This window comes from uncultured Leifsonia sp. (assembly GCF_945957465.1).
GTDB lineage: Bacteria > Actinomycetota > Actinomycetes > Actinomycetales > Microbacteriaceae > Leifsonia.
In genome coordinates, this window is sequence record NZ_CAMFLC010000031.1 from 34,284 (window position 1) to 47,200 (window position 12,917).

At 69.3% G+C, this 12,917-nt stretch carries 12 protein-coding genes; 4 read left to right on the forward strand and 8 right to left on the reverse strand.

The genetic code is table 11. From position 1 onward, the window contains the following. Nucleotides 1-32: 32 nt before the first annotated feature. From Q0Q23_RS13760 to Q0Q23_RS13775, 4 genes are all read right to left on the reverse strand, one after another. Nucleotides 33-1,295 (reverse strand): citrate synthase, encoded by a 1,263-nt coding sequence (locus Q0Q23_RS13760; protein WP_295124932.1) that lies wholly within the window; start codon nucleotides 1,293-1,295, stop codon nucleotides 33-35. Between the two features lie 232 nt (nucleotides 1,296-1,527). Continuing rightward, complete coding sequence (gene dapC, locus Q0Q23_RS13765) at nucleotides 1,528-2,661, reverse strand: succinyldiaminopimelate transaminase (RefSeq protein ID WP_295124897.1); 1,134 nt, start codon at nucleotides 2,659-2,661, stop codon at nucleotides 1,528-1,530. A gap of 1 nt (nucleotide 2,662) precedes the next feature. Then, nucleotides 2,663-2,983: a ferredoxin gene (gene fdxA / locus Q0Q23_RS13770; RefSeq protein WP_295124900.1), complete on the reverse strand. Its 321-nt coding sequence runs from the start codon at nucleotides 2,981-2,983 to the stop codon at nucleotides 2,663-2,665. 44 nt (nucleotides 2,984-3,027) lie between these two features. Beyond that, nucleotides 3,028-3,417, reverse strand: coding sequence for a hypothetical protein (locus tag Q0Q23_RS13775; RefSeq protein ID WP_295124903.1), 390 nt, complete (start codon nucleotides 3,415-3,417; stop codon nucleotides 3,028-3,030). Between the two features lie 103 nt (nucleotides 3,418-3,520). Here Q0Q23_RS13775 and efeU point away from each other — a divergent pair, with 103 nt between their 5' ends. The 3 genes from efeU to efeB all read left to right on the forward strand — a co-directional run bounded on the left by efeU (nucleotide 3,521) and on the right by efeB (nucleotide 6,976). Further along, on the forward strand, nucleotides 3,521-4,390 hold the full coding sequence (efeU, locus tag Q0Q23_RS13780; RefSeq protein ID WP_295124906.1) for an iron uptake transporter permease EfeU: 870 nt from the start codon (nucleotides 3,521-3,523) through the stop codon (nucleotides 4,388-4,390). Nucleotides 4,391-4,458: 68 nt separating this feature from the next. Next, nucleotides 4,459-5,640 (forward strand): iron uptake system protein EfeO, encoded by a 1,182-nt coding sequence (efeO, locus tag Q0Q23_RS13785; protein WP_295124909.1) that lies wholly within the window; start codon nucleotides 4,459-4,461, stop codon nucleotides 5,638-5,640. A 7-nt stretch (nucleotides 5,641-5,647) separates the two neighbouring features. After that, nucleotides 5,648-6,976, forward strand: coding sequence for an iron uptake transporter deferrochelatase/peroxidase subunit (gene efeB, locus Q0Q23_RS13790; protein ID WP_295124912.1), 1,329 nt, complete (start codon nucleotides 5,648-5,650; stop codon nucleotides 6,974-6,976). A gap of 82 nt (nucleotides 6,977-7,058) precedes the next feature. Here the strand turns inward: efeB and Q0Q23_RS13795 are convergent, their stop codons facing one another. The 3 genes from Q0Q23_RS13795 to Q0Q23_RS13805 form a co-directional block, all read right to left on the reverse strand. Beyond that, nucleotides 7,059-7,529, reverse strand: coding sequence for a hypothetical protein (locus Q0Q23_RS13795; RefSeq protein WP_295124914.1), 471 nt, complete (start codon nucleotides 7,527-7,529; stop codon nucleotides 7,059-7,061). Nucleotides 7,530-7,567: 38 nt separating this feature from the next. Next, nucleotides 7,568-9,484 (reverse strand): translational GTPase TypA, encoded by a 1,917-nt coding sequence (gene typA / locus Q0Q23_RS13800; RefSeq protein ID WP_295124916.1) that lies wholly within the window; start codon nucleotides 9,482-9,484, stop codon nucleotides 7,568-7,570. Between the two features lie 82 nt (nucleotides 9,485-9,566). Beyond that, complete coding sequence (locus tag Q0Q23_RS13805) at nucleotides 9,567-11,423, reverse strand: ABC transporter ATP-binding protein (RefSeq protein WP_295124919.1); 1,857 nt, start codon at nucleotides 11,421-11,423, stop codon at nucleotides 9,567-9,569. A gap of 68 nt (nucleotides 11,424-11,491) precedes the next feature. Between Q0Q23_RS13805 and Q0Q23_RS13810 the strand changes: the two genes are divergently transcribed. Next, nucleotides 11,492-12,118 carry a PH domain-containing protein gene (locus Q0Q23_RS13810; protein WP_295124921.1) on the forward strand — a complete coding sequence of 209 codons (627 nt, stop codon included), beginning with the start codon at nucleotides 11,492-11,494 and terminating at the stop codon, nucleotides 12,116-12,118. A 44-nt stretch (nucleotides 12,119-12,162) separates the two neighbouring features. Here Q0Q23_RS13810 and Q0Q23_RS13815 read toward each other — a convergent pair. Then, on the reverse strand, nucleotides 12,163-12,917 hold a 755-nt coding region (locus tag Q0Q23_RS13815), incomplete at its 5' end, for an ABC transporter permease (protein WP_295124923.1).

Consider the following 12,917-nt stretch of genomic DNA (forward strand, 5'->3'; position numbering starts at 1 on the left):
CTGAGCGCGACTCGGGGTGCCTCGGCTGCGGCTCAGCGGCCAGCCGGCCAGTTGCGCTCGGCGTCGCCGACGTAGAGCTGCTGGGGACGGCCGATCTTGGTGCTCGGGTCCTGCGTCATCTCGCGCCAGTGGGCGATCCAGCCCGGGAGGCGGCCGATCGCGAAGAGCACGGTGAACATCCGCGTCGGGAAGCCCATCGCCTTGTAGATCACGCCGGTGTAGAAGTCGACGTTCGGGTAGAGCCGGCGGTCGACGAAGTACTGGTCGGCGAGCGCGACCTCTTCGAGCTCCTTGGCGATGTCGAGCAGCGGGTCGTGCACGCCGAGGGCGGCGAGCACCTCGTCGGCCGACTGCTTGACGAGCTTGGCCCGCGGGTCGAAGTTCTTGTAGACGCGGTGCCCGAAGCCCATCAGCTTGACGCCGGACTCCTTGTTCTTGACGCGCTCGACGAACTTCTGCACGCTCTCACCGGAGTCGCGGATGCCCGCGAGCATCTGCAGCACCGCCTCGTTGGCGCCTCCGTGCAGCGGCCCGTAGAGGGCGTTGATGCCCGCGGAGACCGAGGCGAACAGGTTCGCCTGCGTGGAGCCGACGAGCCGGACGGTGGAGGTGGACGCGTTCTGCTCGTGGTCCTCGTGCAGGATCAGCAGGCGCTCCAGCGCGCGAGAGAGGACGGGGTTCACCTCGTACGGTTCGGCGAGCGTACCGAAATTGAGGCGGAGGAAGTTGTCGACGAAGCTCAGCGAGTTGTCGGGATAGAGGAACGCCTGGCCGATGCTCTTCTTGTGCGCGTACGCCGCGATCACCGGGAGCTTGGCGAGGAGCCGCACCGTCGAGAGCTCGACCTGCTCGGGGTCGTGCACGCTGAGCGAGTCCTGGTAGAAGGTCGACAGAGCCGAGACGGCGCTGGAGAGCACCGACATCGGGTGCGCGTCGTGCGGCAGCGCGCTGAAGAAGCGACGCAGGTCTTCGTGCAGCAGCGTGTGGCGGCGAATGCGCTCATCGAAGTCGGCGAGCTCGGCCGGAGTCGGCAGTTCCCCGTGGATGAGCAGCCAGGCCACCTCGAGGAAGGTGGAGTGCTCGGCGACCTGCTCGATCGGATAACCGCGGTAGCGCAGGATGCCGGCGTCGCCGTCGATGTACGTGATGGCCGAGCGGGTCGCGGCCGTGTTGACGAAGCCGTAGTCGAGGCTGGTCAGGCCCGTCTGCTTGGTCAGGCTCGAGAGGTCGATGCTCGACGTGCCCTGCGTGCTCGGCAGGATCGGGAACTCGGCGACGCCACCCGGGTACCGCAGTTCTGCGACGCCGGCCTCTCGGGCAGGGCCGCGCTGCTCCGCACCCGACTGATCGGTGCCGGGCTGATCGATGCCGGTCTGCCTGGTGCCGAGTCCGCTCACAACGCCTCCTGGATGGGGTTTACGGGATGCTTCGTGCGCCGTTCGTGTCAGCGCCGCTGAAAGCCGTGCTGGTACAGCCTAGCCAACCCGCGCGACAACTGTCGCATCGAGCAAAGGAGCAGGCCGTTGATTAGAGGGACTCTCCAAAGGCCAGCAAACGGGAGGCCGCGGCCGCGATCCGCTCGTCCGTCGCCGTGAGCGAGAGCCGCACGTGCTGCGGGAAGTGGTCGCCGTAGAAGACGCCAGGACCGGCGAGGATGCCGAGCTCGGCGAGCCGGCCGATGCTCTCCCAGGCGTCGCGCCCCTCCGTCGCCCAGAGGTAGAGGCCGGCTTCGCTGCGGTCGATGCGGAAGCCGGCCGCCTCGAGCGCGGGCTTGAGGAGCTCCCGCCTGGAGCGGTACCGCTCGCGCTGGGCGGCGACATGGTCGTCGTCGCCCAGCGCGACGACCATCGCGGCCTGCAAGGGGGATGGCAGCATCAGCCCGGCGTGCTTGCGCACGGTGGTGAGGCGGTCGATCAGTCGCGCGTCGCCCGCGATGAACGCGGCGCGATAACCGGCGAGGTTGGACTGCTTGCTCAGCGAGTAGACCGCGAGCACGCCGGTGAGGTCGTCGCCGATCACCCGCGGGTCGAGGGCGCTGGGGATCGGTTGCTCGTCCCACGGGTGCTCCCAGCCCAGCTCCGCGTAGCACTCGTCGCTCGCGACGACGGCTCCGAGCTCGCGTGCGCGGGCGATCGCCGCAGCCAGTTCGTCCGTCGACAGTACTCGGCCGTCGGGGTTCCCCGGGCTGTTCAGCCAGACCAACCGGGTGTCGGCGGGCCACTCGGCAGGGTCGTCCGAGGCGACGGCTCGGGCGCCGGCGAACGCCGCGCCCATCGCGTAGGTGGGATAGGCCGCGCGCGGGTGGACCACGGCGTCGCCCTCCCCCAGGCCGAGGAAGAAGGGCAGGAAGGCGACGAGCTCTTTGGAGCCGATCGTCGGCAGCACATTCTGCGGACCCAGGCCGGCGACACCGCGGCGGCGCTCGAACCAGGCCGTGATCGCCTCGCGCAGCGCGGGGGTCCCGACCGTCTGCGGGTAGGCGTGCGCGTCGGTCGCCTCGGCCAGCGCCCGGCGGATGAGGTCGGGGGTGGGGTCGACCGGCGATCCGATCGACAGGTCGACGATGCCGGAGGCGTCACCGAACGGCGCCGCCTCCCTGGCCGTGGCCGCGTAGGGCGCCATCAGGTCCCACGGGTAGTCGGGAAGCTCGCCCAGCGCCACGTCAGTGCGCCTGAGGGGGCAGTGCAGCGACGATCGGGTGGTCCTTGGCGATCACACCGACCTTGGCGGCACCGCCGGGCGAGCCGATGTCGTCGAAGAACTCCACGTTGGCCTTGTAGTAGTCGGCCCACTCCTCGGGCAGATCGTCTTCGTAGTAGATCGCCTCCACCGGGCACACCGGCTCGCAGGCACCGCAGTCGACGCATTCGTCCGGGTGGATGTACAGCGACCGTTCGCCTTCGTAGATGCAGTCGACGGGGCATTCGTCGATGCAGGCCCGGTCTTTCACATCGACGCACGGGAGGGCGATGACATAGGTCACTGTGGTTCGGATTCCCTTCGCGAAAACCGGATGGTCCTCCTAGCTTAGGACGTCTGCGCCCCCGCGGCGGCACCGCTACGGTGAGCGCGCACGTCCGGCCACGCGACGACGACGGCCGCGATCAGGATGGGACCGACGAGCCAGACCTGACCGGCGAGGTTGTCGGGGATCAGCACGGAGCCCCCGGGGCTCTGCTGCGTGAACAGCAGGATCACGGCGATGGCGCCGAGGGCCGCGCACAGGGCCGGCCACCGCGAGTCGCCGAGGAGGCGGAGGCCGACCAGCAGCGCCGTGTAGCAGAGGAGGGAGCCGATCAGCCCGAGCGGGACGGATACTCCCCACGTGACGTCGAGCTGGTGCGCGACCGTGCCGATCCCGCCGACGGCTGCCCCCGCGATCACCAGGAGCACGGCGTTGACGATCCGGGAGAGCATGTTCGAATCCTAGCCGGGTGGACAGGCCCGGCGCAGGTGATCTAGAGTCGAGCGAGTAAGGTTAGCCTTACCAACATCCCCCGCTTCCGTCCGAAGGTCCTCTGTGTTCGCGAACTTCCTCATCGGCCTCCGCGAAGGCCTCGAAATGGCCCTCATCGTCACCATCCTCGTCGCCTACGCGGTGAAGGTCGGTCGGCGGGACGTCCTCTCGAAGCTGTGGATCGGGGTGGGCATCGCGTTGGTGATCCCGCTCGGCATCGGGGCCCTGCTGACCTGGGGCCCGTACGGCCTCAGCTTCGAGGCACAGGAGATCGTGGGTGGCACGCTGTCGCTCGTCGCCGTCGGTTTCGTCACCTGGATGATCTTCTGGATGGGCAAGACGGCCCGCAGCATGAAGTCCACCCTGCAGAACCGGCTCGACTCGGTGCTCGTCGGCGCCGGCTGGGGCGTCGTGATCCTGGCGATGCTCAGCGTCGGACGCGAAGGCATCGAGACGGCACTCTTCGTCTGGGCGACCGTCGCGAGCATCGGCGGCGGCTGGGAGCCGGTCGTCGGCGCTCTGCTCGGCCTGCTCACGGCGGCCGTCCTGGGCTTCCTCCTCTACCGCGGGATGGTCCGCGTCAACCTCGGGGCGTTCTTCACCTGGACGGGCGCGTTCCTCATCCTCGTCGCCGGCGGCGTGCTCGCCTACGGCATCGGCGACCTGCAGGAGGCCGGCCTCGTTCCCGGCGCGGGGGTCCACGCCTACGACATCAGCGCCGTCATCCCGGCGTCGAGCTGGTACGGCACGGCCCTCGCCGGCATCCTCAACTTCAACCCGTCGCCCACCTGGTTGCAGGTGATCGCGTGGGTCGGCTACATCGTCGTGGTCGCATTCTTCTACGTGCGTCAGCACCGTTCGACCCACCAGCCGGCCTCCTCGCCCGCGAAACCCGGCACCGCGCCGGTCCCGCACGCGCACGCCGCCTCCTGAACGCGCCCCGCTCTCAACGCCGTCGTCCCTTCACCGCAGACCGCTCTCAGCAGAAAGGGCAGCACTCCATGCCCCGACTCCCCCGGCTCGGCACGTCCGCCGTCCTCTTCGCCGGTACCGCCGCTCTCGCACTCGCCCTCACCGGCTGCGTGCCCAACACGGCCGTCGCCGAGGCGGAGGCCATCGCCGTGACGCTCACCGACACGACCTGCACAGTGCAGACCGCCACCGCGAAGGCCGGACCGATCACGTTCCAGGTGACCAACACGGGCTCGGATGTCAACGAGTTCGAAGTCCTGGCGTCGGACAAACTGCGGATCGCAGGCGAGAAGGAGAACATCGGCCCCGGCACCACCGTGAACTACGTGGTTCAGCTCGCCGAGGGCAGCTACTTCACCGCCTGCAAGAAGGGCATGGTCGGCAGTCCGACGTCGCTCGCGGAGTTCACGGTGACGAAGGGTGACTCCGACACCAAGACCGCCGGCGAGAGCAAGCAGGTCGACCAGGCCGTCGCCAACTACGTCAGCTACGTGAAAGACCAGACGGGGCAGCTGCTCACGGCGACCAAGTCCTTCGCCGCCGCATACGAGGCCGGCGACGACGCCGCCGCACGCGCCCAGTACCCCGCCGCGCGCGCGTTCTACGAGCGGATCGAGCCGACCGCCGAGCAGTTCGGCGACATCGACCCGGCCCTCGACCTCCGCGAGGCCGACCTCGAGCAGGGCCAGACCTGGACGGGTTGGCACCGCATCGAGAAAGACCTCTGGGCGCCCGCCGGATTCACGGCGTCCGACCCGGCCGGCCGGGCCGCTCTCGGTCAGCAGCTCGTCGCCGACACCCAGAAGCTCTACGACCTCGTCCACGCCGAAGACTTCACCCTCACCCTCGACCAGATCTCCAACGGCGCGAGCGGGCTGATGGAGGAGGTCTCGCGCAGCAAGATCACCGGCGAGGAGGAGACCTTCTCGCACACCGACCTCTGGGACTTCAAGGCCAACGTGGAGGGCGCGGAGGTCGCCTACGGCAACGTCAGGGCGATCCTGCTCGAGAAGGGCAGCACAGGCAAGAACGCCGCGACGACGCTCGACGCGGAGTTCGCGACGATCGACAAGCTGCTCGCGCAGTACGCGTCCGGCGACGGCTACGTGAGCTACACCGAGCTCTCGACCGCGCAGGTCAAGGAGCTCTCCGACTCCGTGAACGCGCTGAGCGAGCCGCTCAGCCAGCTCACCTCGATCCTGGTCAAGTAGGGAACGGGTGAGCGAGAACAACGCGGAGGCCGGCCGGCCGGAGGCCGCCGCCCGGCTCGAGGGCGATGCGGGCGCCGGCCGCGCCGGCCTGTCCCGGCGCGGGATGCTCGGGCTGGCCGGAGCCGCTGTCGGTGCCGGCGTCGTCGGGTTCGGGGCGGGTGCCGCCGTCGGCCACGCCCTCGGGAGCACGCCCGCGGCCGCGACCTACCCGTTCTACGGCGCCAACCAGGCCGGCATCGTCACGCCCGCGCAGGACCGCCTCCACTTCGCCGCGTTCGACGTCGCGCCGACGCTCGACCGCGACGGGCTGATCGGGCTCCTGCGTGACTGGACGACCGCGGCCGCACGGATGACCCAGGGCCGGCCGGCCGGAAAGTACGGCCCGGCGTCCGGCCCGTCCGACGCCCCGCCCGACGACACCGGCGAAGCTCTCGACCTCCCGCCGGGCGGTCTCACGCTGACCTTCGGGTTCGGACCGACCCTCTTCACGAGCGCCGACGGCGCCGACCGGTTCGGGATCGCACAGCGGCGCCCCGCAGCTCTGGTCGACCTCCCGCACTTCCCGGGCGACGCCCTGATCGACTCCCTCACCGGGGGCGACGTGTGCGTCCAGGCCTGCAGCGAGGATCCCCAGGTGGCCGTGCACGCGATCCGCAACCTGTCGCGCATCGCGTTCGGGCGTGCGGCCATCCGCTGGTCGCAGCTCGGGTTCGGACGCACATCCTCCACCTCGCGCAGCCAGACGACGCCCCGCAACCTGTTCGGCTTCAAGGACGGCACCGCCAACATCAAGTCCGAAGACACGAAGGTCGTCGACGACCAGGTCTGGGCGGCCGCGTCCGACGGGTCGGCCTGGATGCACGGCGGTTCCTATCTCGTCGCACGCAAGATCCGCATGGTCATCGAGACCTGGGACCGGCAGCAGCTCGGCGAGCAGGAGCGCATCATCGGACGCGACAAGGGCGAAGGTGCTCCCCTGTCGGGCGGCACCGAGTTCACCCAACCGAACTTCCTCGCCCTGGCGGCGGCTGGGGGAACGAAGATCGACCCCGACTCACATGTGCGCCTCGCGCACCCGTCGATGAACGACGGCGCGCAGCTGCTGCGGCGCGGCTACAACTTCGTCGACGGCAACGACGAGCTCGGCCGTCTGAACGCCGGACTGTTCTTCATCGCCTTCCAACGGGATCCGCGCAGGCAGTTCATCCCCATCCAGACGCGGCTCGCGAAGAACGACCTGATGAACGAATACCTCAAACACGTCGGCTCGGCGATCTTCGCGGTGCCTCCCGGCGCGCGCGAGGGTTCGTACGTGGGCGCGGGTCTGTTCGCTTGACGACCCGTCGCGGATTCGTCACGAATGTCGACATTCGTGGCACGAATGTCGACATTCGTGACGAATCGACGCCCGGCGATTGCTATGACGCGGGAGTGGGCGACGGCGATTCGACGGCCGCGCGCGACACGGAGTAGTTGGCGACCCAGCCGTTGCTGCCGGCGTCGGTGACGACGACGAGGACACCGTAGCTGTCGTTCGCAAAGGTGCCGGTGCCACCGCCGTCGGGGCTCTGCGCGCCGAACTGGCCGCTGAAGCCGGCGTCCGCCAGCTGCTTCTGGATGTCGGCGTACGCCCGGGCGTCGCGCACCTTGACGGTCACGTTCCAGACCTTGCCGTGCCCGCTGCCGACACCCGCGCCGAAGACCACCGCACCCTTGTACAGCGGGACGGCCGCGGGGAAGTCGGCGGGCACCTTGTCACCGCCGATATCGACGTTTCCGCCGGTGATGTCCTTCACCGCGGTCTGGAAGCTGCAGCCCGCGAGCGCCGGCGCGACCCCCAGCACGAGGAGGGCCGCGACGGGGATCGCGAGCAGACGCGAACGACTCATGTGTCGATTATGCGCGCCGCGGATGGGCCGCCGGGCCCTCAGGCGTCCTGCCGCTTCAGCCGGGCCGCCGCGCGACCGCGCGCCGTGGCGTCGAGCTCGACCTTGCGGATGCGCACCGCCTCCGGGGTGACCTCGACGCACTCGTCCTCGCGGGCGAACTCCAGGCACTCCTCGAGCGTGAGCTGACGCGACGGCGTCATCGACTCGAACGTGTCGGCCGTGGAGGAGCGCATGTTGGTGAGCTTCTTCTCCTTGGTGATGTTCACATCCATGTCGTCGGCGCGCGAGTTCTCGCCGATGACCATACCCTCGTAGACCTCCTCGGTGGGGTTCACGAAGAAAGTCATGCGCTCCTGCAGCTGGATGATCGCGTACGGCGTGACGACACCCGAGCGGTCGGCCACGATGGACCCGTTGCTCCGCGTCACGATCGTGCCGGCCCACTCGTCGTAGCCGTGCGAGATCGCGTTGGCGATGCCGGTGCCGCGCGTGGTGGTCAGGAACTCGGTGCGGAACCCGATCAGGCCGCGCGACGGCACGATGAACTCCATGCGCACCCAGCCGGTTCCGTGGTTGTGCATGTTCTCCATGCGGCCCTTGCGGGCGGCGAGGAGCTGCGTGATCGCGCCGAGGTGCTCCTCGGGGATGTCGATGGTCAGGTGTTCGTACGGCTCCTGCGTGCGGCCGTCGACCTTGCGGGTGACCACCTGCGGCTTGCCGACGGTCAGCTCGTAGCCCTCCCGCCGCATCTGCTCGACCAGGATGGCCAGCGCCAGCTCGCCGCGGCCCTGCACCTCCCAGGCGTCGGGGCGGCCGATGTCGAGGACGCGAAGCGACACGTTGCCGATCAGCTCGCGGTCGAGGCGGTCCTTGACCATGCGAGCGGTCAGCTTGTGGCCCTTGACCTTGCCGACCAGCGGTGAGGTGTTGGTGCCGATCGTCATCGAGATCGCGGGGTCGTCGACGTGGATGGCCGGGAGCGGACGGACGTCTTCCGGGTCGGCCAGCGTGTCGCCGATCATGATGTCGGCGAAGCCGGCGACGGCGACGATGTCGCCCGGGCCGGCGGACTCGGCCGGGTAGCGGTCGAGCGCCTTGGTCATCAGGAGCTCGGTGACGCGGACGTTGTGCACGTCGCCGTCGTGGCGCACCCAGGCGACCGTCTGGCCCTTCTTGAGGGTGCCGTTGAAGATGCGCAGCAGCGCGAGGCGGCCGAGGAACGGCGACGCGTCGAGGTTGGTGACGTGCGCCTGCAGCGGGGCCGACGGGTCGTAGGTCGGTGCCGGAATGTGCTCGAGGATCGCCTCGAACAGGGGCTCGAGGTCGTCGTTGTCGGGCAGCTCGCCGTTGGCCGGGCGGTTGCGGCTGGCGGCGCCGGCGCGACCGGACGCGTAGACCACCGGCACGTCGAGCACGGCGTCGAGGTCGAGGTCGGGCACGTCGTCGGCCAGGTCGCTCGCGAGACCGAGCAGCAGGTCCTGGCTCTCCTCGACCACCTCGCCGATGCGGGCGTCGCCGCGGTCGGTCTTGTTGACGGCGAGGATCACCGGGAGCTTGGCCTCCAGCGCCTTGCGCAGCACGAAGCGGGTCTGCGGGAGCGGGCCCTCGGACGCGTCGACCAGCAGCACGACGCCGTCGACCATGGACAGGCCGCGCTCGACCTCGCCACCGAAGTCGGCGTGGCCGGGGGTGTCGATCACGTTGATCGTGATGGGGCCGTTCGGGGCATGCTTGCCCTTGTACGAGATCGCCGTGTTCTTGGCGAGGATCGTGATGCCCTTCTCGCGCTCCAGCTCGTTGGAGTCCATGGCCCGCTCCTCGACGTGCTCATGGTCGCCGAACGAGTTGGTCTGCCGCAGCATGGCGTCGACCAGCGTGGTCTTGCCGTGGTCGACGTGGGCGACGATCGCGACGTTGCGCAGATCGTCGCGGTGGGCGACGGCGTTCTCGGACATGCGTGAAGGCTCGACTCTCGTCAGAAAGAAAAAGGGGAACGGTCCATTCTAGCGTGGATCCGCTCCCCTCCTTCCTTCGTGGTCAGAGCCCCTGGGCCACCGGCGGCTCCGGCTCGTGGGGCAGGCCCCCGTCGACCGGCGCGGCCTCGTCGGATCCGGCGGCGAGCAATTCCAGGCGCAGTGCCCTGCGGGCGCGCTGCTGCTCCGGGTCGGGCAGCGGCACGGCGGCGAGCAGACGCTGCGTGTACGCCTCCTTCGGATAGCGGAGGATCTCGTCGCGCGTGCCCACCTCGACCAGGTTGCCGTGGTGCATCACCGCGATCCGGTCGGCGAGCACGTCGATGACCGCGAGGTCGTGGGTGATGAACAGGCACGCGAAGTTCATCTCCTTCTGGAGCTGCTGCATCAGCTCCAGGACGCGCGCCTGCACCGAGACGTCGAGGGCGCTCGTCGGCTCGTCCGCGATCAGCACCTGCGGCTTCAGCGACAGAGCGCGGGCGATGCCGACGCGCTGCTTCTGGCCGCCGGAGAGCTCGTGCGGGAAGCGGCTGCGGTAGGCGCGCGGCAGCTCGACGCTGTCGAGGAGGCGGTCGACCTCCTTCGCCAGCTCCTGGCCCTTGAGCCCCTTGGCCAGGCGCAGCGGCTCGCCGATCGAGTCGGCGATCTGGAGGCGCGGGTTCAGCGACGACGACGGGTCCTGGAAGACGATGCCGACGTTGCGGTGCAGTTTGCGGATCTCGTCGCGGTTCGCCTTGCTGATGTCCTGCCCGGCGACGACGAGCTTGCCCGAGTGGATGGGCAGCAGGCCGATCGCGGCGCGACCGAGAGTGGTCTTGCCCGAACCAGACTCGCCCACCAGGCCGACGACCTCGCCCTCGTGGATGGTGAGGTCGATGTCCGTCGCGGCCCGGAACGCCGGCACCCGGCCGTGCTTCGGGTACTCGATGGCGACCTTCTCGAAGTCGACCACGACCTTCCGCTTGTCCATCTCCGCCTTCTCGTGCTCGGCGGCGGCGATGCGCGCGTTGACACGGATGCGCTCCGCGTACTCGGCCTCGGGGTTCTCCGTGCCTGCGGCGAGGGCGGCAGTGGTGTCGATCTCGTCGTTCTCGCGCTGGCCCAGGTGCGGGACGGCCTCGAGCAGGGCGATCGTGTACGGGTGCTGCGGCGCGTCGAAGATGTCCTTGACCGTGCCGCTCTCGACGATGTCGCCCTTGCGCATCACGACCATGTTGTCGGCGAGATCGGCCACGACGCCCATGTCGTGGGTGATCAGGAGGATGGCGCTGTCGAGGCGGTCGCGCAGGCTGCGGATGAGTTCCAGGATCTCGGCCTGCACCGTCACGTCGAGCGCCGTGGTCGGCTCGTCGGCGATGAGGAGCTTCGGGTCGCAGGAGATCGACTGCGCGATCATGGCGCGCTGACGCTGGCCGCCCGAGAGCTGGTGCGGGTACGAGTTGAAGGCCTTCACGGGGTCGGGCAGCTCGACCATCGCGAGCAGCTCGAGCGCGCGCTCCTTCGCCTCGTGCGGCGACATGCCGAAGTGGATGCGCAGCGTCTCGACGATCTGGAAGCCGACCGTGTACACGGGGTTGAGGGCGGTCATCGGCTCCTGGAAGATCACCGCCACCTGGCGTCCGCGCACGCGGCGCATCTGCGACGAGGTCAGCCCGGTGAGCTCCCGGCCCTCCAGCTTGATCGAGCCCTGCACCCGGGAGTTCTTCGGCAGCAGGTCGAGGATCGCCATCGAGCTCGCGCTCTTGCCGGAGCCGGACTCGCCGACGATGGCCAGCACCTCCCCCGCCTTGATCGAGTAGTTCAGCTTCTTGGCCGCGGGCACCCAGACGTTGTCGACGCCGAAGTCGACGGAGAGGTCGGTGACCTCCAGCACGGGGGCGCCGACGACGACCCCGGCCCCACCGGTGGTGTTCTCGGTCATGATTCGTGGTTCCTTTCGGGGGCGCGCTCGGGCGAGGCGGAGACGGTGCGGGATGAGAGCATGGAGCCATGCCCTACGTCTCCCCCGCCGAGCGCGAGGTTTTCGTGTCCCGGTTCAACCGGGTCCTTGCCGTGCTGATCTGGGCGGCCGCTGCGGCCCTGATCGTCGGCCTTCTGGTGAGCGTGCACGATGCGCGACTGCTCTACGTGGTGCCGTGCGCGCTGTTCGCCTTCATCGGCTGGGCGATGCTCTGGCGTCCGCGCCTCACGGTCGCCGACGAGGGCATCGAGGTGGTCAACGTGACGCGTACCATCCGCATCCCGTGGCAGGCGCTCATCCACGTGGACACCAAGTACGCCCTCACGCTGTACACGCCCGGCCGCAAGTTCCCGGTGTGGTCCGCACCCGCTCCCGGCACGGCGCGCACGCTGCGCGCCACCCGCCAGGAGACCGCTGGTCGTGTCGGCAAGCCGAAGGTCGCCGACAGCGTCCGCCGCCCCGGCGACCTGCTGTCCACCGAGTCGGGCGCCGCGGCCGAGGTCGTGCGCCGCCGCTGGGCGGCGCTCCAGCAGAGCGGTGCGATCGACAGCGGCCTGGCGGACGAGACGCCCGTTTCGATCCGCTGGCACAGCACGACGCTGGCGGTGCTGGTCGTCCTCACAGCCGGCACGCTCGCTGCGCTGCTGGCGGCCTGACCCCGGCGCACCGGAGGCCACCAGCAGCGCTGCGCGGGCGGATGTCACAGCACGTCCTCCGCGAGGGCGGCGCCCGTGCGTGGTCCCGACTGGCCGTCCTCACCGGTCTCCGGCTCCTCCTCGCGCATCTTGCGCAGGTTGAACCGGCGGTGACGCGGGTCGAACGCATCGCGCAGACCGTCGCCGACGAAGTTGACCAGCAGCGCGAGGGTCACGATGAACGCGCCCGGCCACCAGAACAGCCACGGCCGGGTCTGGAACGCCGACTCGTTCGAGCTGATCAGCAGGCCGAGGGAGACATCCGGCGGCCGAATGCCGAAGCCGAGGAACGACAGCGCGGTCTCGAGCAGGATGGCCGAGGCCATGATCAGCGTCGAGGCGACGATCACGACGCCGATGGCGTTCGGGAGGATGTGCTTGAAGATGATCCGCATGTCCGACGCGCCGGCCACCCGGGCCGCCTCGACGAACTCGCGCTCACGGAGCGTGAGGAACTCGCCGCGCACAAGACGCGCGATCCCCATCCACGAGAAGAAGCCGAGCATCAGCGCCAGGAAGAACGCACCGAGGCCTCCGAACATATGACCGACGACGGAGCCGATGACCAGCGCCGGGATCACGATGAAGACGTCGGTGATGCGCATCAGGATCGCGTCGACGACACCGCGGAAGTAGCCCGCGATCGCTCCGACGACGACGCCCACGACGCTCGCGATGAGTCCGAGCACGACCATCACCAGCACCGAGTTCTGGATGCCGCGCATCGTCAGGGCGAAGTAGTCCTTGCCGATGCGGTCCT